A 23084-nucleotide genomic window follows, 5' to 3' on the forward strand; every position below is an offset into this window, starting at 1 on the left:
ATTTGATCCACCGGATGACGGTCGCAGCCATCATTTTGGCGTGCAAACGATAGTGCATGCTCCCGCTTTGCGGCTTGATCCCCCGAGCCAAGGAGTTGCCCCATGATCGTTCGAGACCGCCCCAGCCCCCTGCGTCTGTTTTTTGTTATGCAGGGTTCTATCGTACCGCGTATTGCGCCCCAGATCATCTGCATCTTTATTCTGGGCTGCCTGGATCTCCTCCTGCATCGTTATTATCCCGCCTTCTTCTCCGGGCTAACGGCTGCGCCCTTCGCCCTGATGGGGCTGGCCCTGTCGATCTTTCTCGGCTTCCGCAACAGCGCCAGTTATGACCGATGGTGGGAGGCTCGGAAACAATGGGGGCAATTGGTCATTGATACCCGCTCACTGGCCCGGCAGGTCAACAGCCTGATGCCGGAAAAGGGCGAAACCGGCAGTTTGGCGGCCCGGAAGATCACCCGTCTTTCCATTGCCTTCACCCATGCCCTGCGCCATCATCTGCGCGGCACGGATGCCTGGTCCGACATCGGGGATTTTCTGGATCATGGGATGATCGATGATCTGAAACGCAGCCGGAACCTGCCCGATGCACTATTGCGACAGATTGGCCAGGAGCTGGGGCGCGCGGTTCATAGCGGCCTGATCAGCGATGTGCTTTACCGTCCGATGGAAGAACGTCTGACCTCCATGGCCTCTGTCCAGGCGGCATGTGAACGCATTCATACCACACCGCTTCCCTTTGCCTATAATCTGTTGCTGCACCGGACCGCCTATCTTTATTGTTTCCTGCTGCCATTCGGCCTTGCCAGCACATTGGGACTGCTGACCCCGCTGGTGTCGGCCATCATCGCCTATACCCTTTTTGGCCTGGATGCCCTGAGCGAGGAATTGGAAGGGCCGTTCGGCACCTCCGCCCACGACCTGGCGCTTTCCGCGATCAGCCGGACAGTTGAGGTGAATTTGCGTGAGACTTTGGACGAACAGGACCTCCCCGCAGACCTGACGCCGGATAATTTTCATTTATGCTGAGGAAATACCGATCTCAGATTTTTCCTGCTCGTCATGCCGGAAATGCAGCGCATTGACGATCTTATGGCTGATATCGTTCCGTCCGTGGATGAAAGGCAGGAATAAGACCGTGTAAACGGTTTTGCGAATGGCTTCTTCCTCCTGTTCCCGCCATTCCATGGTTTTGGACACCAGATGAGGCTCTTCGCAATCCCGGACCCAATCCAGTCGGCCTTTTACATCATCGTAGTTTTCAGGCGGCATAAATTCACGCAGGCTTTTGGGGGTTGCCGGGATCTGAAGCGCGTTTTTGCAGCTATTGCCGACAACACTGACAAAATAGTCGCCATTGTTCAGCGCATCATAAAGCAGGATATCGGGCAGGACGTTCGGCACCTCTACTGGGTCAAACTCTGACCAGACAGGCATGAGCCGGTTCCCACGCAAATCATTCCAATAGCGAAACAGCCCCTGCATCGACGGACAGGGAATATTGTCTTCACATACATCCAACACCGTCGCAAAAGGACTATGCGGCAAACCAGCCTTTGCCTTTCGATAAGAATCCATCTTCTCTGTCCGCATCCCAATTTATCTTTTGCCCTATTATTCCATAGAAAGTTAACAAAATCATCAACGGTGGCGGGAATTCGGCATTTCCGTGTCTATCTAACACTTTTTCCCCTTCCAAGAACGCCCTCGCCGCCCGATATGTCTTCAACCGGTTAGCAGATGACATTACCTGCCAGGCTGATATTGTGCGCCAAATGCCTCCTTGCTTGGAATGATCGGATGACCGGACTGGAAACCTTCCTGATCGCATCCCTGGCGCTGAATATCACGCCGGGCGCGGATATGATCTTTGTCCTGGCCACCGCGCTGGCCCAGGGGCGCAGAACCGGCATGGTTGCCGCCTTGGGCATCGGGGTCGGCGGGCTTGGCCATACGGCTGCCGCTACCGTGGGGCTGTCCGCCCTGTTGAGCCTGTCTGCGGAGGCTTTCACCCTGCTTAAGATTATCGGCGCGGCCTATCTTGTCTGGCTCGCGGTTCAGACCTTGCGGGGATCCGGCGGACTGTCTTTTGCCGATGGCCGTCCGGTAAGGAAGAAAAAACGCATTTTTCTGGATGCGGCTTTGGTCAATCTGCTGAATCCGAAGGTGGCGCTCTTCATGCTGGCATTCCTGCCGCAATTTGTGGATACAGCCGCCCCCAACCCGGCCCTACAGGTCATGTTCCTGGGCGCGCTTTTCTGTTTCACCGGAACAGTCACGCTCTGCCTGGTGGCCTGGTTTGCCGCACCGCTCGGCCAGGCCGTGCGCAAGAGCGCGCGCACGCAGCGTATCATGCGCTGGGCTACCGCCGGAATTCTGGCGGGGTTGGGCGTGCGACTCGGGCTGACCCAACCGTAATATCCGACGATATTCCCGTTGGTTTGCGGGTGCTTTGGCCCCCGGAAATTCTCGTTATATGTCCGATTTATGTCATAAATTGCAATTGGGTTACAAATCCGTAACAGGCGGGTGATAAATCCCGCCTGTCGCAATTGTTTAACAATCATACATATGCCTTCCATGATAGGCACAACCCGTTCGTTTCTCTTATCCCGGAGAATGAAAGGACGGGAGATGATGCTCGATACCGCCACAGCCAAATACCGCGCCATATGGATTTCTGACATCCATTTGGGTACCAAAGGGTGTCAGGCCGGTAAGCTATTGGACTTTCTTAAAAAGAATGAAAGCGACTACCTGTATCTGGTCGGTGATATCATCGATGGCTGGCGCTTGAAGAAATCCTGGTACTGGCCGCAAGAGCATAACGATGTTGTGCAAAAGATCCTGCGCAAGGTGCGCAAAGGGTGCAAGGTCACCTATGTGCCCGGCAATCATGATGAATTTGCCCGTGAATATGTCGACCATCATTTCGGTGGCGTTGAGGTTGTCGACAAGGCCATTCATGAGACCGCCGCCGGTCGGCGCCTGCTGATCCTGCACGGCGATGAATTTGATGTGGTCGTGCGGTATGCCAAATGGTTAGCCCTGCTGGGCGACGGTGCCTATACGGTTCTGCTGGTATTGAACAACTGGCTGAACCGGATCCGGGAAAAGCTGGGCTATCCTTATTGGTCGCTCTCCTCCTATCTCAAACTCAAGGTGAAGAACGCGGTCCAGTTTATCGCCGAATATGAGACCGCCATCGCCAAGGCAGCCGCCCATGAAGGGGTGGACGGCGTTGTATGCGGCCATATCCATCACGCGGAGATGCGCGAGATCGATGGCATCCTTTATTGCAATGACGGTGATTGGGTCGAAAGCTGCTCTGCCCTGGTCGAACATTATGACGGGCGTCTTGAACTGGTTTATTGGGCCCATCAACCGGCAACACAGTCTGATTCACAAAAGAAGGCCGAAATCGCGTGCGTATATTAATAGTGACCGACGCCTGGTATCCGCAGATCAATGGTGTCGTTAGAACCCTGACGGCCATGCGGGACGAACTTACCCGCGCCGGGGACGAGGTCCATATGCTGACGCCGGAAGGTTTCCGGTCCATGCCCTGCCCGACCTATCCGGAAATTCCCTTGAGCCTGGTAACCGCCCGGAATGTTGAAAAAGTGGTGCGGCAGTTCCTGCCCTGTGCCATCCATATCGCCACCGAGGGACCTCTCGGTCTTGCGGCAAGACGGTTTTGCCGCAAACTGGACATTCCCTATACCACCGCTTTCCATACCCGGTTTCCGGAATATATCGAAGCGCGGTTCCGCATTCCCGCCAATTGGGTTTACCCGGCCATGCGCTGGTTTCACGGACATTCCAGTTCAGTAATGGCCCCGACCCCCACCGTGGTTGAAAGTCTGAAGGACCGGAAATTCCGCAATGTGAAACTTTGGGGCCGCGGGGTTGATATTGACCTGTTCAAACCCGGCCCGAAAGCAGAGATCCCCGGCGCAAAAGACGGGCCGGTCCTGTTATCGGTCGGTCGCATCGCCGTTGAGAAAAACATCGGTGCCTTTTTGGAATTGGAAGCGGAAGGCACCAAAGTGGTTGTCGGTGATGGCCCGCAGATCGGCGAATTGCGCAAGAAATACCCCGATGTGGTTTTTGTCGGTGCCAAACATGGTGAAGAACTGGTTTCCTACTACAACGCGGCTGATGTTTTTGTCTTTCCCAGCCTGACCGACACATTCGGACTGGTGATGCTAGAAGCCATGGCCTGCGGTGTGCCCGTTGCCGCCTACCCCGTTATGGGGCCGAAGGATGTGGTCACAGACGAAAAAGTCGGCAGCCTGCATGACGAGCTGGGCGTCGCAGTCAACCGGGCCTTGGGATTGAAACGAGCCGACTGCCGTGCTTTCGCCGTGGAACGGTCCTGGGAAAACTGCGCTAAAACCTTCCGCTCCTACCTGCATGAATTCGACCCCGCCATGATCCATGGCACCTTGGTCGACCGGGATATGAACCGCGAAACTATCTGATCAGGAACGCCAGATTATAGGCCTGTTAACGATTCATCGATAGAATAACGCTTGCTGGGAAATAAACCGAAAGCAGCATTCTATTGATAAGATATTTGTTCACGGCGCTCTCTGTCAGCTGGTTGCTTGTCCCGCTTATGGCCGCATCCAATGCCAACGCGACAGGCATTGGCCTCAGAATTGCGGGATATCAAAATGAAATCCTGCTGCCAGCGGACAAATCCGGCCCCTATAGCCGGATTATCACCGCCATCGGGGATGAGGCCGGCATTCCCCTCACCATGGAAATCCTGCCTGCAAAACGGGCCTGGCGACGCATGCATGGCCCCAAACCGGAAGTGCATTGCGAATTTCCAAGTGCGCTGGCGCACCTGCCCGTGGATAGGCTGGATGTAACCGACTATATCCAGGCAAAGGCCATCAATAATGTGAGGGTCTATGCGGTGGCCAGGGAAGGGAGGGCACCGATCGGATCTGTTTCAGAACTTGAAGGACTGCGCCTGGCCTATAATCGCGGCTATGGATACGGCCCAGAGCTTTCCCCGATCCTGAGAAAGGAAAAACCGTTTCCGGCACAGCTATTCCCGGTGGAAAACGACATGCAGGGGCTGCGCATGTTATTGGTCTATGATCGGACCGACGTGATGGTGAGCTATTACCCGGAGTTATTGAGTTACCTGCAAAGAGAAAAACTGCCAACGCCTGTTTACGATCTGAACAAGCCGCTTTGGCAGGTTGAAGACGCCATTTTATGCCGCCGCAGTGCGCGGGTCTCCAGCTTGCTGCGGGATCTGAATGGCGCCATTGATGCCCTGCTCCAACGGGGCGTGATACAGGCCATTCTCGGGGATCTTTACCTGCCTGCCCCCCGCAACAAATAACAGCCTAGCGCACCCGTTCGGTATTGCCGTCTACGGCAATAATCTGGCCGGAGACATAGCGGCTGGCCGGGTCCGCCAGAAACAGCGCCATGTTGGCAATATCGTCCTTTTCCACAAAACACCCCATGGAGACAGCGGATTCATAACCATCCCTGATGGTGCCCTCTGACCGGCCGGTGGCTTTTGCCTCAGCGGCAATCACCCGATCCATCCGATCGCCGGCAACAGCACCCGGACAAATCGCATTGACCCGAATCCCATCCATACCCACCTCGCCGGCCAGGCTTTTTGTCAATCCGACAACGGCCCATTTGGCCGCGGCATAAGGGGTGCGCATGGGATACCCCCAAGTACCGGCCGTTGACGCCAGATTGATGATTGCCCCTGCCCCCGCCTGTTTCATCACCGGCAATGCGTATTTCAGACACAGGAACATGCCATCGACACCAACTTCGAGACAACCGCGCCAATCCGCCAGCGCCATATCTTCCAGATAACCGCTGGGGCCTGCGATCCCGGCATTATTCACCAAGACGTCAATGCCGCCCATCCGGTCCAATACCCGGGTGAAGAAGGCGGATACCGCCGGTTCATCGGTCACATCAACAACCTCGGCCAGGGCCTCTGGATGCTGTTTACGGAATTCCGTAACCGCCGCCTCCGAGAGATCGAAAATCGCAACCTGTGCGCCTTTTCGCAAGAAAGCCTCCGCAATAGCCCGCCCGATACCGTCCGCCGCCGCCGAAACCACGACCCTAAGCGCAGCCTGCTGGTCCTTGGTCATGATTGATCACTCCCTATTTCTTTTTTTATACGGTGCGCGCCTATTATGGAAAGAACCTTCCCAAATTCGACAATTAGTTTCATAAATCCGTCCGAAATCAGATCCTTGATCCAATTGATAAATGAATGGCTTACCCTCGGAATAGAATGTTAGACTCAGCTGCCGAAACCATTTGTCCGCCGACAACGGTTTTCCGCCTGATGAAAGAACGGAGAAGTTCATGAGCGAAAACGCGCCCCATTCCGAATTGGTCAGTTCGCAATTTGGCAAGCTCTATACCGCCCTGATGATCAAACAGCTGAATGAACGCGGTTTTGTCACGCGGATGATGGACGTGGGGACCGGACATGGCGGCTATCATGATCTGCTGAAAGATCATGTGCCGGATATGGAGTGGGTCGGCGTCGAGGTATGGGAGCCCTATGTCCGGGATTTCAAACTGCATGAAAAATATCCGGAAATGTATAACGAGGATGTCCGGACCCTGGATTTCAATAAGATCAAGAAAGTCGACCTGACCCTGTTCGGTGATATCCTGGAACATATGACCAAGGAAGAAGCCCAGGCTGTGATGGACAAGACCCTGGCCATGTCGCGCCTGGTGCTGGTTTCCATCCCAATCGTCCATTACCCGCAGGAAGAATTCGAAGGCAACCCCTATCAGCGCCATGTGAAGGATGATTGGTCCCATGGGGAATTTTGCACCAGTTTCCCCGGCCTCCTGACCGGTTTTGTCCATGATCATATCGGCGTTTATTTCCTCTCGCTCGATGAGGAGGCATCTGAGCTGATCAAGCTGCTGCATCCCGCGGTCAGCAGCCTGGTCGAACAAAAACTCCCCAACGACCAGATCAAATGGGGGTGATGCAGATGACTATGCCGCAATGCCTGGTGGAAGCGACACACACACCCTATGCGGCTATTCATGTGATGATGGAAGACATCGCCTATGCGTTGAAAACCGCCGGGGTCGGGGTCACCCATTATCTGTTTCATCCCGAAATGCAAACGGACCTTTATACCCTCCTGCTGAAGGAGCTGGCGGCCTTTGACGCGCCCAGAATACTGTTTGATATCAACGGCAAGACCAACCCGGCACAGCGTGCCACCCATGACGGCGGCCATCTGCTGGACCATCTCGGCATCCGCCAGATCACCTTCCTGGTCGATAATCCGATGCAGCATGTGGAGAATCTAAAGAAGGGGTCGGAAAACGGTATATTGCTCTATCTGGACCGGGACTTCGCGCCACTGCTCGACAGTTTGGACCTGCCTTATGAAACCCGGCTTTTCTTTCCCCATGGCGGGCCGGATATTCTGGCCAAGGCTCCGCCGTTGCCGGACCGGCCCATGGATCTTCTTTATGTGGGGAATATCTTTTGCCCGCCTGCTTTCCCTGACTGGCTGGCCGCTAACGGCATCGGCGACGAGATGATGGCGGGTGCCCTCGATCGGGCGGCGGAACGGGTATTGATGCAGTCTGACCCGATCCATGACGCGCTGTTAGGGGAATTGACCGAATGCGGGTTTGAGCTGGCCCTGGCGCAGCGGGCCGCCCTGAACACGGCCCTGGAGCATTTCGTGAATGGCAAATACCGCTGGGAGATGATCCATAACCTGCAGGAGGCTAACTTAACCGTTTGCGGGGATATTCATGCCGGTGCCCACCTGCCCAGTGATAAGATCCAGGTTTTGGGGCCGACACTTTTTAGGACGTTCCTGGATCTTACCGCTCAATCTAAGTTCCTGCTGAACCCGGTTCCGGTATACCGGAACGGGGCGCATGAGCGGGTTTTTTACGGCATGAACCGGGGCACGGTCATCTTGAACAGCCATTCCCGGTATCTGGAGCCTGAGGCGGAACAGGGCCTTGGGGTTGCCATGATACCCAACGATTTCCGCAATCTCGGTGAATGGTACCAGGACCAGCTGGCGGCTATTCCGGCTTTTGAGGATAGACGCGAGGACACCCTCGGACATTTCCTGGACCATCACAGCTGGAGTAAGAGACTTGAGCCCGTATTGGCAGCCGCCGGGCTGACCGATTAAGCGCCGATAACAAACATCTGATTAAACATTTCCATGACCCGGTCCACCGCCTCCCTGGTCACATGGCGGCGATCCCCGGTCCATGGTGCCTCCAGACAGGCGGTGATCAACTCATAGCTGGGGAAATAGAAACAATCCTTGTTGCGGGCGACGACTTCTTCCACTGCAACCCGCAAAACCGCCTTGGAATGGCTGTTGGCTGAGACCACGTGATGATCTTGCGCCCGCCAGGTGGCCAGGAACGGAATGGGCGAGAGGCTGATGATGAACTTAATATCCCGGTTATGATGCCGCACGATATCAATGAAACGCTGCAGGGCCGTGATATTTTCCTCAACCGTCAGGACCCTGGGTTTGGCCATCACCTGGGCGGCCCAGCCCCGCGGATTGCGTGAAAAATAGGTGCCGTCATCCAGAAACTGCCAGCATTCGTTCAGGCCCGGCGTGATCGTGAACACTTTACATTCCTCCAGCGCCCGCCTCACCGCAGGAATATGGCGTTTCAGATCCGCCAGATAACTTTCCGGATCGGCGAAAAACACCCCTTCACGATAGGGATCTGAGAAAAACTTCTGGCCGCCAGGCCCATCTTCCCGGATCAGCTTTTTTCCAAAATCCCGCTCGCCAAACGCTCGTTCCGCCAGTTGGGCAAAGCTTGGTGCATTGAACAGCAAGCCCCAATGGGCGCAGAAATCGACCAGTTCACCGCCTTCACGGCCTACATCGGCCCAAACGCCGTCACTGCCATCGGGCACCGGTTCGGTCACCACATAATTATAACCTTTACGCTGCATGGCATGGCTAAGCTCAAAGGCAAAGCAACTGCCCGCGGTGCCAAGCGGGGTATCTTTTTCCAGGATCGGATGGCGATGCACGAACGGCAGGATGTCACGCAGGTCCATTCCGCCATCGCGTTCGGGATTGGGCCAAAACACCGCATGGCTATCTGGTTTATTGCCTTTGTGATAGACCTGGGTAACCCACTGGGAATGCTGAATGAAAAGCTGTAGTGATCGTTCATGCGCCTGGGCGCGGGTCGCCATTTCCTTATCCCCGGAGGCTTTCAGCGCGTCAATAAATTGCTGGCAGAGACCGAGGATATCAGAAGATCCCTGGATTGAGAGATCCGCTTTCTCAATCTGCTCCAGCACCAAACCGGTAAACCCTTCATCCCGGAAAATACAGTCCAGGAAAGCCCGTTGCGTGGCCCGGTCGGCCCAGCCCGACCGTCCGCCCCAGATGATCACTGATTCCTCTGTCATTTCCGGTCCATCCATGGGGTTCTCCTGCCCAGTCGAAGCGGGCTTTATTTATCGGCTGCTCCGACCATCACCGCGTATAGTTTGGAAACCACTTCGGAAGGTTTGTAACGCCCTGTGGTCAGGGCCTCGCGGCCGGCTTCCACCTGCGCCTCGGTCGCTTCCGCCTCGACAATGACAAATCCCTTTGCCCGGATCGCCTGCAAAACTGCGTCCGCCTGTTTCGAATAGTTTTCGTTGAACCAGGAACTGTCCGCATCCTTGATCGCTTTCGCGATCGCTTTTTTTAGTTTCTGCATACCTGTTTTTTTACGCCTCCCGATTGATCCCCCATCATCATACAGTGCTTCGCCTCTGCATAGCTTTTTAAAATATGGTAATCTGTCAGTATCTTAGCGCAAGTAGATTTCCACCATACGCTACCGTATGGACAAATGACATGACTGCGCATAAACTGCGCGCCGTAACAGGGTATCCGGCAAACCGGATGAAAACTGCGTATCGAATATGGATCGGAATCGATGACGGATAAGAACCCCCTTCAGGATTGGCAAGATCTGGCTGCCAAGGAATTGCGCGGCGCAAATGCTGAGACTTTGGTCTGGCAAACACCCGAGGGCATTCCCGTCAAACCGCTCTATACCGCGGCAGATCTGGAAGGCCTGCCCCATTTGAGCGGCAATAACCTACCGGGTTTCTTCCCCTTCGTACGTGGTCCGCGCGCCACCATGTATACAGGCCGCCCCTGGACGGTGAGGCAATATGCCGGATTCTCCACCGCCGAAGCCTCCAATGCTTTTTACCGGCGTAATTTGGCGGCAGGCCAGAAGGGCCTGTCGGTTGCTTTCGATCTGGCCACTCATCGGGGTTATGATTCCGACCATCCCCGTGTGGTCGGCGATGTGGGCAAGGCCGGTGTCGCCATCGACAGCGTTGAGGATATGAAGATCCTGTTCGATGGCATCCCCTTGGATGAGATGTCGGTCTCCATGACCATGAATGGTGCAGTGCTGCCGGTCATGGCGGGCTATATCGTCGCCGCCGAAGAACAGGGTGTCACCCCGGACCAGCTTTCAGGTACGATCCAAAATGACATCCTCAAGGAATTCATGGTGCGGAACACCTATATCTATCCGCCCGAACCTTCCATGCGGATTGTATCCGACATTATTGGTTACACTGCCGAACATATGCCGCGCTTCAACTCCATTTCCATTTCCGGCTATCACATGCAGGAAGCGGGCGCGACCCAGGTCCAGGAACTGGCCTTCACCATCGCCGACGGCCTGGAATATGTTCGCGCCGCCAAGGCAAAAGGGCTGGATGTGGACAAATTCGCGCCGCGGCTTTCCTTCTTCTTTGCCATTGGCATGAATTTCTTCATGGAAGTGGCCAAGCTGCGTGCCGCCCGTTATCTCTGGGCGACCCTGATGGAAAAACATTTTGCCCCCAAAGACCCGCGCTCGCTCATACTGCGCACCCATTGCCAAACTTCGGGCGTCAGCCTGACCGAACAGGATCCCTATAACAATGTGATCCGCACTACGGTTGAAGCCATGGCGGCAGCCCTTGGCGGCACCCAGTCGCTGCATACCAATGCTCTCGATGAGGCCGTTGCCCTGCCAACTGATTTTTCTGCCCGCATAGCCCGTAACACACAGTTGGTGTTGCAGGAAGAGACCGGCATCACCAACACGGTCGACCCGCTGGCCGGATCCTATTATGTGGAGAACCTGACAGCCCAGCTGATCGAGGAAGCCAGTAAACTGATCGATGAGGTCGAGGAAATGGGCGGCATGACCAAGGCGGTGGCCGCCGGCATGCCGAAACTGAAAATCGAAGAAAGTGCCGCACGACGCCAGGCCCGCATTGACCGGGGCGAAGAAGTGATTGTCGGTGTCAATAAATACCGTCTGGAAAAAGAGGATGAGATCGAGATTCTCGAAGTCGACAACACGGCGGTGCGCGAATCCCAGATCAAGCGTCTCAACGATATCCGGGACACCCGTGATCAGGCTGCCTGCGATGCCGCGCTGGAATCGCTGCGCGCCTCGGCCGAGAGCGGCGAGGGCAACCTGTTGGATCTATGTGTGAAAGCGGCGCGCGCCCGTGCCACTGTTGGGGAGATGTCGGAAGCCATGGAACGAGTCTTTACCCGCCACCGGGCAGAAACCATGTCCATCAGCGGGGTTTATGCCGCCGCCTACGAAGGGGACGCCGGTTTTGAAAAAATCTGTTCCGACGTGAATGCCTTTGCCGAAAGGCAGGGCCGCCGGCCGCGCATGCTGGTGGTGAAAATGGGCCAGGACGGTCATGATCGCGGGGCCAAAATCATCGCCACCGCCTTTGCCGATATCGGATTTGATGTGGATATCGGGCCTTTGTTCCAAACCCCGGAAGAGGCCGCCCGACAAGCGATTGAAGCAGATGTCCACGTGATCGGGGTCTCTTCCCAGGTGGCCGGTCATAAAACCCTGGTGCCAAAACTGATTGAGTCCCTGAAGGCAGAGGGTGCCGGGGATATTCTGGTAATCTGCGGCGGCGTGATCCCTTCCCAGGATTATGATTACCTGAAGCAAGCAGGCGTCGCCGGTATTTATGGCCCCGGGACCAACATCCCCGCGGCCGCCGCCGAGATATTGGCAATGATCAATGACGGGACAGCCGCCGCTGCCGAGTAATCCCCAGGCCGGTCGTGGAATTACTGTTCCACCCGTTTCGACAGATCCTTGATGCGCTGGGTGAGATAAGTCACCCAGTAACGCATGAATTCATCTACCCCATCCAGCTGTCGCTCGATATCCTCGGGCCGGACAATCACCACTTCGCATTGTTCAAGCGCAATAGCGGTCGCGCTGCGCGGGGACCCGTCCAATAGGGCCAGTTCCCCAAACAGCTGGTTGGGCATAACTGTGGTCAGCAACACCACCTCGCCCTCCTTTGTCGTCGTGATCCGCACCTTGCCCGATTTCAGCAAATAGGCCTTATTGCCGACATCGCCTTCATGAAAAATCACGCTGTTCGCCGGGATGATTTTTCGGTTCATTACAGGTTTTGCCATCAATGCCGCCTTCCGGTCTCGCCGCTGCCTGTCTGTGCTAGCATATGATAATATTGTATCTTTTGGTGAAACAGGGATAATTTTTCATATCCGGTGAATTCGAGGGATAGGAAGCCATGCGCCTGAATATCGCCCATAAGATCTTCGGCATTGCCGTGGTAATCCTGGTCTTGATGATCTGCGTTGCCGTGCTATCCGGTCGCCTGACGGCGCGGATCAGCGCCGAATTGAACAATATCGCTTACAAGCAGTTGCCGCTTTCCAATGAAATTGGCGAATTGAACGTGCGTATCCTGGAACAGGGGCTGTTGATCCAGCGCCTGTTTGCCCTGCCCGGGGATCCGGCTGACTCCCTTGACCGGATTAAGGAATTGGGCGCCGAGATTGATCACGACTTCAAAGAGAATTTCGAGTTGTTCGAACGCGAGGAGCAAAGCGCCAATCCCCCGCCCGGCATTTTTGAGCTGCACAAGGCCCTGAAACGGGTTGAAGGCGAATATCGCAAGCTGCAACGGGACGGGCTGGAGCTGGTGCGGCTGCATGCCAACAAGGATTCGGAACGTTTCCATGCCTTGCTGGTGGATTTCAACCAGGAACAAAATGCCGTTGACCAGGAAGTGGCCGCGCTTCGGGAATATATGGAGAAAATTGCCGAAGATGCGGTCAAACGGTCAGATCGGGATGAAAGGTTCCTGCTCTATTTCAACAGCGGCCTCACCGGATTGGCAGTGATCCTGGGGATCGGCTTTTCCTCTCTGGTCACTTATATCCTGGTCCGGAATGTCCGGATACTCGTGCGCGCCGCCGAAGCGGTTGAAGAAGGCAACCTGGATACCGAGGTCCCGCCGCTTTCCCGCGATGAAATCGGCCGGCTGGGCCTTTCCTTCAACGATATGGTCGACGGTTTGCGGCTGAAGGAACGGATCAAGGACATGTTCGGAAAATATATGGATCCACGCATTGTTTCCAGGCTTCTGGAAAATCCGGAATTCGCACGCATGGGCGGCACGCGCCAGGAAATGACGGTTATGTTCATTGACCTGAAAGGCTATACCACCTTGTCGGAAAATCTGGAGCCGCCAGAGCTTTTGGATGTAATCAACCTGTTCCTGTCCAGCATGACCCAAGCGGTTTCCAACCGAAATGGCGTGATCAACGATTTCCTGGGCGATGCGGTCATGGCGTTCTGGGGGCCGCCTTTCACAAAGCCGGACGAACATGCAGCCCTTGCCTGTGACGCCGCCAGGGATGCCATCCTTCAATTCCAGTCATTCCGGGACCAGGTTCGGGAAAAACTGGGCGCGCGTGCCGATCATCTGGATCTCGACATGCGGATCGGCATTTCAACGGGCGAGATGATTGCCGGTAATATCGGCTCGCTTGCCAGCAAGAAATATTCCGTGATCGGTGACCCGGTCAATCTGGGCGCGCGTTTGGAAGGAGCCAACAAGGTTTACGGCACCCGGATCATGGCGAGCAATCGCACCCGGGAACTGGCTTTGGATCGCTTCAAGGGCCGGGAACTGGACTTGATCAAGGTAAAGGGGAAATCGGCCCCGACCCGTGTTTACGAACTGTTTGAGCCGGATCTCCTGCGCCCGGATCTCAGTCATGCGCTGGCCGCTTACCGCCGCCAGGACTGGACCGGTGCCAACGCCGCGTTTGAGCAGGTTCTGGCACAAGATCCAGACGACCCGGTGGCTCAGGTTTTCCTATTCAGGACTGCACAACTGCAAGCAAAACCGCCAGAGGCAGACTGGGATGGTGTTTGGGAATTGCAGGAGAAATAACCTTTGCTACAGCACTTTCGCCATTAAAACTTCGTCAATCAGGCGATCGCCCACTTTCAGGGCTGCCGGTTCACGGCCATAGGCCTCAAAACCAAGGCTTTCATAGAGCCCTTTTGCAGCCTCATTCTCTGCCGTGACAGTCAGATAAAGATGACTAACCCCCATTGCGCCGGCTTGCTCCATCAGGCCATTCATCAGGATCCGGGAGAGGCCGCGCCCTCTTGCATGTGGGCTGACATAAACACCGAATATACTGGCCTTGTGCCGGCATTTTTTCTTTTCCTGGCGCATCAGGATGCCCGATGCAATCAAGTCATCCAGCTCCCAATAGCCAAGCGTGAGCCAATCTGCGCCCGGGCTGAGACGCCGGATGAAGAAATCGAGCGGTTTCCTGGCTTCTTCCGCATAATCGGCTCCAAAGGCCTGCGGCTCATCTTTGCGCGCCCTCAGGCGGTTGCGCCGGTAAATAGCTGCATCAGCAGGGGTGAGTGGCCTCAGCATCCCGGATCAGCCCTTAAAGGTGCCGCCGCGCTGGCGGATCATCTGCATCTCCGGTTCACCGAAGATAAAGGCCAGCAGGACAAAGCGTTCACCCGCGGATACAGGCAACACTTCATGCAGCATGGAACAGCTGAAAACCGCTGCCTCCCCGGCGCGGGGCTTGATCGGAGCATGGGTGTATTCGGGAAAGCGCAGTTGGCCGCCGTCATAATCCTCATTCAAACATAATGTCATGGCAAAACGCCGATGGGCGGCGGCTTTGCTCAGATTATCCCGATGCGGGCGGAAATGGCCCGAGCTTTCGCCATCATAGCGGCAGATCTTCAATTCCTCGAAATAGCGCAAATCATTGGCCAGCGCCTTGGCCACTTCCGGAAACACCCGGCGCGAAAGGATGTGGATCAATTCCTGCTGGATCTTCGGATCAGAGATTCCGTGATCCCGGCGCACTTTCACATTGGCATCCTGCACTTCAACATAAGTCCCGCCCTGATTGGCATAATGGCCCGACTGCCGGTTATCGGTCGCCCAGAGGTCGATCAATTTTTGGCACCAATCCGGATCCAGAACCCGCGGAATCGTCAGGACAGGTGGAAATCCGGTTTGCAGGCTGGTCATACTGCCTCCAACCAACGCCTGGACCTGATGGGCCAGATCCTTGGCATTGAGCGGCATGTCCGCCAGCAGCCTGGAATTGGGATCCGTGACATAAAGCTGCGGTGCGCTGCCCGACATGCCAAGCCGCGCTTCCGCCTCGCCGTCCTGATCAATGCCCAGTTTCAAGGTTGGATGGGCTGTTTCCAGATCCGCCAGCTTCTCAAATTCGGATTCGTTGCGCACCAGCGCAAAGACCTGGGCGTCCGGAATCACCAGCAATTCTTCCAACCTGGCACGAAATTCCTTGAGCTTGCTAGATCGTTTGAAGGCCAGCAGGGTCGGCAGCCCGATCACATCCACATAATAATGCATCATGGTCCGGCCCGGCCGGTGACCGCCAAAATCAAGCACCCGGTCACCGGGCAGAGGTTTAGGTAAAACGGGTTGAGCGGATTTGGCCATATCTTTTCACTATTCGGATGATCGCAATCTCATGCGCAGAGACTAGAGAAAGCCGCATGCCCCAGCAAGAAGATGGTTATTCGAAATTGCCCTTGCGGACAATGGCTCCGTCTTCCATCCAGCTTTCACCTGCGGCAAAGACCCATTGCAGGTTCAAATCCGCGTCCAGCAACAGGAAATCGGCATCCTTGCCAACCGCGATCCCGCCTTTGCCGTCGAGTTTCAGAACCCGGGCCGGGTTGCTGGTCACCAGTTTCAACGCCTGGTCCAGGGGCAGCACATCCTCCCGCACCATCTGACGGATATTGGCGAACAGGGCGGCAGGCAGGCCCATCTTGATCCCGATCAGATTGCCGTCCCCATCGTAATCAGGCAGGGAGCCACAGCCATCCGAACTCATAGTGATATGCTCGATCGGCGCCCCGCCTTCTAGCAGGGTTCTCACCGCTTCGCCCGGTGCCACATGGGTTGTTTCCAACTCACCCGGCATGGTGGCAGCCGTAATATCCACCGGGATCTGTTTTGCCAGCGCCACCGCTTCCTTGATGATGCGGGGATTGCGGTTCACATGAGTCGGATAGAATTTCGAAATCGGCAGATCGCTTTCCTCAGCCGCCCGGTAGATCAGCTCAAACGGATTATCCGCATTGCCCATATGCAGATGGATGACACCGGCTTTTGAACCCAAGAGGCCGCCTACCAGCGTCGCCTTGCCCAGCTTGACCAGCTCGGTCAGGGTCGGCGAGGAAGAGCGGATATCGGCGATGGCGGTTTCCCCCACCCCGATGATTTCATCGATAAGCGCCAGATCCTGCGCCACCTCCCCGGTCAAGGTCGGGGCCGGCACCTGATAAGACCCGGTATAGACCCAGGCGGACAAGCCCTGCTCCCGGATCGCTTTTGCCTTCATCACCAGGGAGGCTGTTGTGCGGGTATGGCCATCAGTACCGATACAGCCCACCGCCGTGGTCGTGCCGCCCGCCACCAGCTGCTGCAACTGCACTTCCGGGGTCCGTGTCGCAGGTCCGCCATCACCGCCGCCACCGGCGATATGCACATGCACATCCACCAGGCCCGGGGTGAGTTTCAGACCGTTGGCATCAATAACCCGGCAATCAAGGTCTTCAGGCGCATTGATCTTGCCTTCAATGGCAATGATCTTGCCCCCGGCCACCAAGACATCCTTGGAACCCAGAAAGTCCGGCGCATAAACGTCAGCGCCTCTGATCAACAGCATCACGGACATGACTTCAACCTATCAAAATGAATATTCCAAGCAGGCCCCTGCCCGCCTCACTGATATATTTCACTCTCCTCAGTGCCTCAATTGGCAATCCGCTCCCAAGAGAGCGCCGTATTAGTTGCCCATTGATCAGCGGACAACCACTGCGCTTGAAAACAGAGGCTTAACTGTTTTATCGATCAAGCCGGCCTCACGGACAAAGTTCGGCTTCTTTTTATCATCCTGCCATTCATAACTAACCAGATAGAGCGCTTCCGTAGACGCCAGGATCTTGAAAGCAAATATGCTGTTACGCCGGGCATGGATTTTCTCTGGCACCTTCGCCAAATCCCGATCCGTGCAATAGGCGATCCTATTCGTTGATTGTTTCTCAATGCGCGGTGCGATACTGCCAAAAACATACCCCCCGCAATGTTCAACATACGCCGCCATCGACCGGTCCAGCAGTCCTGTTTCCGCAACAACCAGATACTCATCAATAGGCTCAGGGCGCGCCAGCTTACGAATTGTAATCATTTCCCGCCAGTTATCGGTGGTCTGGTCCTGGGGCAAATATTCCCATAAAACCTCCCGGTCATTGGCATGAATCCAGTTGGTCTTGAAGCCTTCAGGCAAGGAGATTTCCAATCCCTTTTGCGCCGGCGACGGCTGGCTGCGATAAACCTCCGAAAGATCCAGCCGGTCCATCATCAATTTCAAATTGCCAACGTCACCGCCATTTTCGTAGACGAAACGGATATCGTCCCGCGCCACCTCAAGATTGCCGATACTTTCATTGCTGATCGCACGGGCATAGCGGACTCTCAGATCCATCGGTTGGATCGCAACAAGCCTGTCAAATAAAGGAACCGCCTTTTTAAACTCTTCCTGACCGAAGTAATAGGAAGACAGGTTGATCAACTCAACCTCAGTTTCTTTGATCTTATGGGCCTCAATGAAATGCGGTCCTGCCTTTTCATTCTGATTTAGATACCCAAGTGAAACACCGATATTGCGATGGGCAATGCGGCGATTTAGATCCGAAGTTCCCGCATGTTCCAGGCAATCGGAGAAATGATCAAAAGCCAGTTGATGACGACCGTCATTTTGAGCTTCCAATCCATCACGACATGCCTGATTCAGCTCAGCCAATCGATTGCTTTCGCATGCGGACAAAAAAAGGCCCGCACTAATCAACGCTACAAACGCTTTCATTTTTCCCCCTAAAGACAATTGAAATTGCTGTTGCCTGTTTGAAACAGCAAAGAATGGCAGAATTAGGGCGCGGTTGATGGATCAACCACCCAGACCTGGGCATTGCGCAAATCGCTGTCTTCCATGATCGATGTGGTGGGCGCATGATATTTGGCGATCTGGCGCAGGCCCAGTTTCGGCAGGTAAAACCGGCCCGGATCACCGACCAGGATATCGGTGCCGTTTTTCGCCATGTCATGGATCCAGGGGATCACCGTATCAGCAATCTCCTTGTCGTAACAAACATCCCCGACCAGGACCACATCCCACTGGCTTTCCTGGCCGACCAGGTCTTCGGTGGTGATGTCGAAATAGACGTCATTGGCCTCTGCATTCATGCGCATTACCTCAGCCGCCAAAGGATCAATATCCGCCGCGGTCACATCCCAGGCTCCGGCCTTGACCGCCGCGATTGCCACCATGCCGGACCCGGCCCCGAAATCCAGCACTCGTTTGCCCCGGACCGCCTCCGGGTTTTCCAACAGATACCGGCTTAGGGCCTGGCCACCGGCCCAGGCAAAGGCCCAGAAAGGCGTGGTCCAGCCCATCTCGTAAAGCTCATCCTCGCCCATGCGCCAGATGGGCAGGTCCTCCATCGCCAGATGCAGCCGGATTTCCGGCAGCAGGCGTGGGCTGTCGAGCCTGGTATTTTCCATAACGGTGGTTTCAAAATCGCCAGGTTGGATAGCGTACATGTTAGATTCCTCCGGCCAGCAGGCCCGCAAAAATGATGAAACCAAAATCCCGGTTGGATTTGAACAGGCGCAGGCAAAGATCGGGATCATCAATATCGAGCCGTCGGATCTGCCAGGCCAGATGGATCGCCGCAACCGCCAGCAGCGGCCAGAACCACACGGCAAGGCCCGCCAGATAGGCGCTGGCTGCAATCAGGATAATGGTGAGGCTATAAAACCCGATCAGCCACCGACCGGTTGCCGCCCCTAAGCGCAGAGCCGTTGATTTCACCCCGACCAGGGCATCATCTTCCTTATCCTGATGGGCGTAGATCGTGTCATAGCCAAGGGTCCAGAAAAAACCCGCCGCATAAAGCAACAGGGGCGCCAGGGACAATTCCTGTTTCATTGAGGTCCAGCCGACCAGCGCACCCCAGTTAAAAGTCAGGCCCAGCCAGGCCTGCGGCCAATAGGTCACCCGCTTCATGAATGGATAGGCCATCACCAGCAGCAGGGCCGAGGCCCCGACCATCCGGGTGAAATCATTAAACTGCCAGAGAATCGCCAGGCCGATCAGCAGTTGCACGGCCAGGAAAACCAGGGCCTGCCTGACCGTGACCTCACCCGCCGGGATCGGTCGGGTGGCGGTACGCGCCACCTTGCCGTCGAAATCCCGGTCCGTGATATCGTTCCACGTGCAGCCCGCCCCGCGCATCACCAGCGCGCCAATGGCAAACAACAGGATATACCAGGGGCTTGGAAGAGCGAGTGCCGGATGATCCGCATTGGCCAGCGCCAATCCCCACCAACAAGGCAGCAGCAGCAGCCAGGTGCCGATCGGTCGATCGAGCCTGGCCAGCCGCGCATAGGGTTGCAGCCCCCCGGGCAAGACGCTATTCACCCAGCTCCCCTGGGGGATGTCACTTGCATCCTGACGCATGATTTCCCTCGCCTTCAACTCAAACCGCCTGTACCTGGAAAGGCGGCTCAGCTATTGTTGCTCATTACCGCTTGGTATTACCCAATCACAGCGCCGCGGCCAAGAGAGTCCTGAAAAACACCCCATGAATATCATTTCCAAGACCCGCCTTTATGTAACCGAAGCCTTGAAAGAAGGGGCAGTGGTCGGCTGTTCCAGCAATCAGGCCCATTATCTACGTTCGGTGTTACGCCTTCAGGCCGGTGATCCGGTGACTCTGTTCAATGGCGAGGATGGCGAATGGCTGGGCTCGATAGACGGGGTTGGCAAGGGCTGGGCCTCGGTCAGCCTGGAACGGAAGCTGAGGGACCAGGCAGCCTCGCCTGATCTATGGCTGCTTTTTTCACCGCTCAAACGCTCAGCGACCGATCTGGTGATCCAGAAGGCAACAGAACTGGGCGCAAGCCGGATCGTGCCTGTCTTGACCCAGCGCACCAATACGGAGCGGCTGAAACAGGACCGCGCCCATGCCACGGCAATCGAAGCGGCCGAGCAATGCGAGCGCCTTGATGTGCCGGAAGTGACAGAGATACAAAAACTGACCACCTTCCTATCCGACTGGAACGAAGAACGCCTGCTCTACGTCTGTGCCGAGGCCGGCATTGCTGACGCGGTGTCAAAAGTGTTTGCCGCCCATCAAATGGACCGGCCCGCTGCCATTCTGATAGGACCGGAAGGCGGCTTCACGGAAAAGGAACTTGCATTTTTGAATGATCGTTCCTTTATTACGCCGGTAAGCTTGGGGCCGCGTATCTTGCGGGCGGAAACCGCGGCGCTTGCCGCGCTGGCTTGCTGGCAGTCGATTTGCGGGGATTGGGCGGACCGCCCGCCGCATCGGCAGGGTGTAACGGATTAAAACATATTAGGGGATACTGCCATGGCGGCTGCCTCATCCAAGGACCAGGAACTGATCACCTCAAAGGATCAGTTGATCCACTCCCTCGCCAAAGGCTGCAAGCCGAAGGATCAATGGCGGATCGGCACCGAGCATGAAAAGTTTGTCTATGATCTGAACAATCACAAACGTCTGCCCTATTTCGACACACCGGGCATCAAGGCCCTGCTGGAAGCCATCGGCGAAGGGGCCGGTTGGGAGCCGGTCATGGAAGGCGAGCATATCATCGCGCTCAAATGCGGAGAGACCGGTGCTTCCATCAGCCTGGAACCGGGCGGCCAGTTTGAACTGTCCGGCGCGCCTCTGGAAACCATCCACCAGACCTGTTCAGAAGTGAACCGGCATCTGAAGCTGACCAAAGAGATTTGCGACAATATGGGGGCCGGCATGATCGGCCTCGGCTTTGATCCGCAATGGGCACGTGACGACATCACCTGGATGCCCAAGGGCCGCTACAAAATCATGCGGGAATACATGCCCAAAAAAGGCAGCATGGGCCTGGATATGATGATCCGCACCTGCACCGTGCAGGTAAACCTGGATTTCGATTCCGAAGCCGACATGATCCGCAAAATGCGTGTTTCCGTTGCCTTGCAGCCAATCGCCACCGCACTTTTTGCCAACTCGCCCTTCAAGGAAGGCAAACTGTCCGGCTTGAAAAGCCTGCGCAGCCATGTCTGGACCGATACCGATCCTGACCGTTGCGGCATGCTGCCCTTTGTTTTTGATGAGGGTTTTGGATTTGAGCGCTGGGTCGATTACATGCTGGATGTGCCGATGTATTTCATTCATCGCGGCAACGATTATCTGGATGTGTCGGGCAAGAGCTTCCGCAGTTATATGAAAGGTGAGCTGGCAGGCTTCGAAGGCCAGATCCCGACCATGACTGACTGGGAAGACCACCTGACAACGGCCTTCCCCGAAGTGCGCCTGAAAAGCTTCATTGAAATGCGCGGGGCTGATGGCGGCCCCTGGCGCAATCTCTGTGCCCTGCCCGCCTTTTGGGTCGGGCTGCTCTATGATTCTCAAGCCCTGAATGAGGCGGAAGCCTTGATTGCCGACTGGACGGTCGAGGAAATGGCCAAATTGCGGGATGACGCCCCGGCCAAGGCATTGGATGCGGAAATCAGGGGCCGGACCATCCGGGAGATTTCACGCGAAATCCTGGAGATTGCCCGCGGCGGCCTGAAGCGGCGTGGCAAGTTGAACAGTGATGGTGACACGGAAGAGCATTTCCTTAACCCACTGCAGGATATCGTGGAAACCGGACGCACCAATGCTGATGAGCTGATTGAGATCTACGAAAAGGAATGGATGGGCGATATCAGCCGCATCTATGACGCCTTCAGCTATTAAGGATTATTTTAGCATGGTTCGCTTACTATGGAGCCATGAGACACCCATTCTGGAAATGCTTCTGCCTGCTGGTTGTCCTGGCGGCCAAACCTGTCTTTGCCGGTGATCCGGTCGCGATTTGTGACGACCAGGCCGAATGGCCGCCCTACACCTATTATGCGCGAACAGCAGACGGCATTGACAAGACAAGGATACAAGGCGCGACGGCAGAGCTTGTCGCAGCAATATTCGACCGCATCGGCCTGAAATACAGTTACGATCTGCTGCCCTGGAACCGCTGCATGTATCAGGTGGCGAATTTCGCTGATCTGGGCCGGTATGAAATTGTCGCCAACGCCTCCTATAACAAGGAGCGCGCCAAACTTTATTACGCCTCCACCCCGCTATATCAGACACGCTATGGCGTTGCTTTCACGCTGGCGCGTTTTCCCAACGGCCCAAAAATCGATCGCTTGGAAAAGCTGCGCAAATTCCATCTCTGTGCACCAAGCGGCTATAACATCGCCATGTATGACCTGACCCCGGCCCAAGTCAGCAGTTCCAACCGGTCCTACCGGGAAATCCTGAACAGAGTGTCTCATGCGAGATGCGATCTGGGCCTGGTCAGCATTGGCGTGGTCCGGGGATTGGCACAGATTGAAGATTGGTCCGTTCCTGAAAATGTTATTTTGGAACCGCTGCGTCAGATCAAACCCATTACGTTCCACTTGCTGATTTCAAGAACATCACCGCGCGCCCAGCAACTGTCTGTCAGCATCAATGAAGCGATCATTGACTTGCAGCAAGATGGCACCGCAGGTCGGATTCTCGAGGCCCACACCCGTATCCAATATTAG

The 23084-nt window shown here is 55.7% G+C and carries 23 protein-coding genes; 12 read left to right on the top strand and 11 right to left on the bottom strand.

What is annotated here, in order from left to right:
• The first annotated feature begins 102 nt into the window (after positions 1–102).
• On the top strand, positions 103–1029 hold the full coding sequence (locus DFP90_RS18270) for a bestrophin family protein (RefSeq protein WP_115938068.1): 927 nt from the start codon (positions 103–105) through the stop codon (positions 1027–1029).
• Here the strand turns inward: DFP90_RS18270 and DFP90_RS18275 are convergent.
• A complete protein-coding gene (locus DFP90_RS18275; RefSeq protein ID WP_181905442.1) occupies positions 1021–1578 on the bottom strand; it encodes a PAS domain-containing protein in 558 nt (185 codons plus the stop codon). The genes DFP90_RS18270 and DFP90_RS18275 overlap by 9 nt on opposite strands.
• Before the next feature lie 222 nt (positions 1579–1800).
• Between DFP90_RS18275 and DFP90_RS18280 the strand changes: the two genes are divergently transcribed.
• From DFP90_RS18280 to DFP90_RS18295, 4 genes are all read left to right on the top strand, one after another.
• On the top strand, positions 1801–2418 hold the full coding sequence (locus tag DFP90_RS18280) for a LysE family translocator (RefSeq protein WP_181905443.1): 618 nt from the start codon (positions 1801–1803) through the stop codon (positions 2416–2418).
• Between the two features lie 201 nt (positions 2419–2619).
• Complete coding sequence (locus DFP90_RS18285; protein ID WP_245957116.1) at positions 2620–3438, top strand: UDP-2,3-diacylglucosamine diphosphatase; 819 nt, start codon at positions 2620–2622, stop codon at positions 3436–3438.
• Positions 3426–4484 (top strand): glycosyltransferase family 4 protein, encoded by a 1059-nt coding sequence (locus tag DFP90_RS18290; protein ID WP_115938077.1) that lies wholly within the window; start codon positions 3426–3428, stop codon positions 4482–4484. Before DFP90_RS18285 ends, DFP90_RS18290 begins: the two co-directional genes overlap by 13 nt.
• Before the next feature lie 83 nt (positions 4485–4567).
• Complete coding sequence (locus tag DFP90_RS18295; RefSeq protein WP_147301055.1) at positions 4568–5365, top strand: substrate-binding periplasmic protein; 798 nt, start codon at positions 4568–4570, stop codon at positions 5363–5365.
• A gap of 4 nt (positions 5366–5369) precedes the next feature.
• On the opposite strand, the gene DFP90_RS18300 is transcribed toward DFP90_RS18295, so the two are convergent.
• On the bottom strand, positions 5370–6149 hold the full coding sequence (locus DFP90_RS18300) for an SDR family oxidoreductase (protein WP_115938081.1): 780 nt from the start codon (positions 6147–6149) through the stop codon (positions 5370–5372).
• A gap of 220 nt (positions 6150–6369) precedes the next feature.
• Between DFP90_RS18300 and DFP90_RS18305 the strand changes: the two genes are divergently transcribed.
• Positions 6370–7014 carry a methyltransferase domain-containing protein gene (locus tag DFP90_RS18305; protein WP_115938083.1) on the top strand — a complete coding sequence of 215 codons (645 nt, stop codon included), beginning with the start codon at positions 6370–6372 and terminating at the stop codon, positions 7012–7014.
• 5 nt (positions 7015–7019) lie between these two features.
• On the top strand, positions 7020–8198 hold the full coding sequence (locus DFP90_RS18310) for a hypothetical protein (RefSeq protein WP_147301056.1): 1179 nt from the start codon (positions 7020–7022) through the stop codon (positions 8196–8198).
• Here DFP90_RS18310 and DFP90_RS18315 read toward each other — a convergent pair.
• Positions 8195–9475, bottom strand: a complete 1281-nt coding sequence (locus DFP90_RS18315; protein ID WP_115938087.1) for a GSCFA domain-containing protein — start codon at positions 9473–9475, stop codon at positions 8195–8197. The genes DFP90_RS18310 and DFP90_RS18315 overlap by 4 nt on opposite strands.
• Before the next feature lie 29 nt (positions 9476–9504).
• Positions 9505–9756, bottom strand: a complete 252-nt coding sequence (locus DFP90_RS18320; RefSeq protein ID WP_115938089.1) for a hypothetical protein — start codon at positions 9754–9756, stop codon at positions 9505–9507.
• A gap of 222 nt (positions 9757–9978) precedes the next feature.
• On the opposite strand from DFP90_RS18320, the gene scpA reads away from it, so the two are divergent.
• Complete coding sequence (gene scpA / locus DFP90_RS18325; protein WP_115938091.1) at positions 9979–12138, top strand: methylmalonyl-CoA mutase; 2160 nt, start codon at positions 9979–9981, stop codon at positions 12136–12138.
• A gap of 20 nt (positions 12139–12158) precedes the next feature.
• On the opposite strand, the gene DFP90_RS18330 is transcribed toward scpA, so the two are convergent.
• Positions 12159–12518 (bottom strand): Crp/Fnr family transcriptional regulator, encoded by a 360-nt coding sequence (locus DFP90_RS18330; protein WP_115938093.1) that lies wholly within the window; start codon positions 12516–12518, stop codon positions 12159–12161.
• A gap of 116 nt (positions 12519–12634) precedes the next feature.
• Here DFP90_RS18330 and DFP90_RS18335 point away from each other — a divergent pair, with 116 nt between their 5' ends.
• The gene (locus DFP90_RS18335) at positions 12635–14308 is read left to right on the top strand and encodes an adenylate/guanylate cyclase domain-containing protein (protein ID WP_115938095.1); all 1674 of its coding nucleotides are present in this window, start codon (positions 12635–12637) and stop codon (positions 14306–14308) included.
• 6 nt (positions 14309–14314) lie between these two features.
• Here DFP90_RS18335 and DFP90_RS18340 read toward each other — a convergent pair whose 3' ends face one another.
• The 6 genes from DFP90_RS18340 to ubiA form a co-directional block, all read right to left on the bottom strand.
• Entirely contained in the window at positions 14315–14809 is a 495-nt protein-coding gene (locus DFP90_RS18340; protein ID WP_115938097.1) for a GNAT family N-acetyltransferase, read from the bottom strand.
• Between the two features lie 6 nt (positions 14810–14815).
• Complete coding sequence (locus DFP90_RS18345) at positions 14816–15868, bottom strand: 2OG-Fe(II) oxygenase (RefSeq protein WP_115938100.1); 1053 nt, start codon at positions 15866–15868, stop codon at positions 14816–14818.
• A 76-nt stretch (positions 15869–15944) separates the two neighbouring features.
• Entirely contained in the window at positions 15945–17114 is a 1170-nt protein-coding gene (gene iadA, locus DFP90_RS18350; protein WP_115938102.1) for a beta-aspartyl-peptidase, read from the bottom strand.
• 126 nt (positions 17115–17240) lie between these two features.
• The gene (locus tag DFP90_RS18355) at positions 17241–18242 is read right to left on the bottom strand and encodes a tetratricopeptide repeat protein (protein WP_147301057.1); all 1002 of its coding nucleotides are present in this window, start codon (positions 18240–18242) and stop codon (positions 17241–17243) included.
• 125 nt (positions 18243–18367) lie between these two features.
• Entirely contained in the window at positions 18368–19039 is a 672-nt protein-coding gene (locus DFP90_RS18360) for a class I SAM-dependent methyltransferase (protein ID WP_115938106.1), read from the bottom strand.
• A gap of 1 nt (position 19040) precedes the next feature.
• Positions 19041–19958, bottom strand: coding sequence for a 4-hydroxybenzoate octaprenyltransferase (gene ubiA / locus DFP90_RS18365; RefSeq protein ID WP_115938108.1), 918 nt, complete (start codon positions 19956–19958; stop codon positions 19041–19043).
• 124 nt (positions 19959–20082) lie between these two features.
• Between ubiA and DFP90_RS18370 the strand changes: the two genes are divergently transcribed.
• Genes DFP90_RS18370 through DFP90_RS18380 form a run of 3 tightly spaced genes read left to right on the top strand, consistent with a single transcriptional unit; the run spans position 20083 to position 23084 of the window.
• Positions 20083–20853: a 16S rRNA (uracil(1498)-N(3))-methyltransferase gene (locus DFP90_RS18370; protein ID WP_115938110.1), complete on the top strand. Its 771-nt coding sequence runs from the start codon at positions 20083–20085 to the stop codon at positions 20851–20853.
• Between the two features lie 21 nt (positions 20854–20874).
• Positions 20875–22248, top strand: a complete 1374-nt coding sequence (locus tag DFP90_RS18375; protein WP_115938112.1) for a glutamate--cysteine ligase — start codon at positions 20875–20877, stop codon at positions 22246–22248.
• 35 nt (positions 22249–22283) lie between these two features.
• Positions 22284–23084, top strand: coding sequence for a substrate-binding periplasmic protein (locus DFP90_RS18380; protein ID WP_115938114.1), 801 nt, complete (start codon positions 22284–22286; stop codon positions 23082–23084).

The organism is Aestuariispira insulae (genome assembly GCF_003385955.1).
In the GTDB taxonomy this organism is placed as follows: domain Bacteria; phylum Pseudomonadota; class Alphaproteobacteria; order UBA8366; family Aestuariispiraceae; genus Aestuariispira; species Aestuariispira insulae.

What these genes read in the sequence shown, in the direction of transcription:
- DFP90_RS18270 (WP_115938068.1), top strand. Translation starts at nt 103, where the DNA reads ATGATCGTTCGAGACCGCCCCAGCCCCCTGCGTCTGTTTTTTGTTATG.
- DFP90_RS18275 (WP_181905442.1), bottom strand. Translation starts at nt 1,578, where the DNA reads ATGGATTCTTATCGAAAGGCAAAGGCTGGTTTGCCGCATAGTCCTTTT.
- DFP90_RS18280 (WP_181905443.1), top strand. Translation starts at nt 1,801, where the DNA reads ATGACCGGACTGGAAACCTTCCTGATCGCATCCCTGGCGCTGAATATC.
- DFP90_RS18285 (WP_245957116.1), top strand. Translation starts at nt 2,620, where the DNA reads ATGAAAGGACGGGAGATGATGCTCGATACCGCCACAGCCAAATACCGC.
- DFP90_RS18300 (WP_115938081.1), bottom strand. Translation starts at nt 6,149, where the DNA reads ATGACCAAGGACCAGCAGGCTGCGCTTAGGGTCGTGGTTTCGGCGGCG.
- DFP90_RS18305 (WP_115938083.1), top strand. Translation starts at nt 6,370, where the DNA reads ATGAGCGAAAACGCGCCCCATTCCGAATTGGTCAGTTCGCAATTTGGC.
- DFP90_RS18310 (WP_147301056.1), top strand. Translation starts at nt 7,020, where the DNA reads ATGACTATGCCGCAATGCCTGGTGGAAGCGACACACACACCCTATGCG.
- DFP90_RS18315 (WP_115938087.1), bottom strand. Translation starts at nt 9,475, where the DNA reads ATGGATGGACCGGAAATGACAGAGGAATCAGTGATCATCTGGGGCGGA.
- DFP90_RS18320 (WP_115938089.1), bottom strand. Translation starts at nt 9,756, where the DNA reads ATGCAGAAACTAAAAAAAGCGATCGCGAAAGCGATCAAGGATGCGGAC.
- scpA (WP_115938091.1), top strand. Translation starts at nt 9,979, where the DNA reads ATGACGGATAAGAACCCCCTTCAGGATTGGCAAGATCTGGCTGCCAAG.
- DFP90_RS18330 (WP_115938093.1), bottom strand. Translation starts at nt 12,518, where the DNA reads ATGGCAAAACCTGTAATGAACCGAAAAATCATCCCGGCGAACAGCGTG.
- DFP90_RS18335 (WP_115938095.1), top strand. Translation starts at nt 12,635, where the DNA reads ATGCGCCTGAATATCGCCCATAAGATCTTCGGCATTGCCGTGGTAATC.
- DFP90_RS18340 (WP_115938097.1), bottom strand. Translation starts at nt 14,809, where the DNA reads ATGCTGAGGCCACTCACCCCTGCTGATGCAGCTATTTACCGGCGCAAC.
- DFP90_RS18345 (WP_115938100.1), bottom strand. Translation starts at nt 15,868, where the DNA reads ATGGCCAAATCCGCTCAACCCGTTTTACCTAAACCTCTGCCCGGTGAC.
- iadA (WP_115938102.1), bottom strand. Translation starts at nt 17,114, where the DNA reads ATGTCCGTGATGCTGTTGATCAGAGGCGCTGACGTTTATGCGCCGGAC.
- DFP90_RS18360 (WP_115938106.1), bottom strand. Translation starts at nt 19,039, where the DNA reads ATGTACGCTATCCAACCTGGCGATTTTGAAACCACCGTTATGGAAAAT.
- ubiA (WP_115938108.1), bottom strand. Translation starts at nt 19,958, where the DNA reads ATGCGTCAGGATGCAAGTGACATCCCCCAGGGGAGCTGGGTGAATAGC.
- DFP90_RS18370 (WP_115938110.1), top strand. Translation starts at nt 20,083, where the DNA reads ATGAATATCATTTCCAAGACCCGCCTTTATGTAACCGAAGCCTTGAAA.
- DFP90_RS18375 (WP_115938112.1), top strand. Translation starts at nt 20,875, where the DNA reads ATGGCGGCTGCCTCATCCAAGGACCAGGAACTGATCACCTCAAAGGAT.
- DFP90_RS18380 (WP_115938114.1), top strand. Translation starts at nt 22,284, where the DNA reads ATGAGACACCCATTCTGGAAATGCTTCTGCCTGCTGGTTGTCCTGGCG.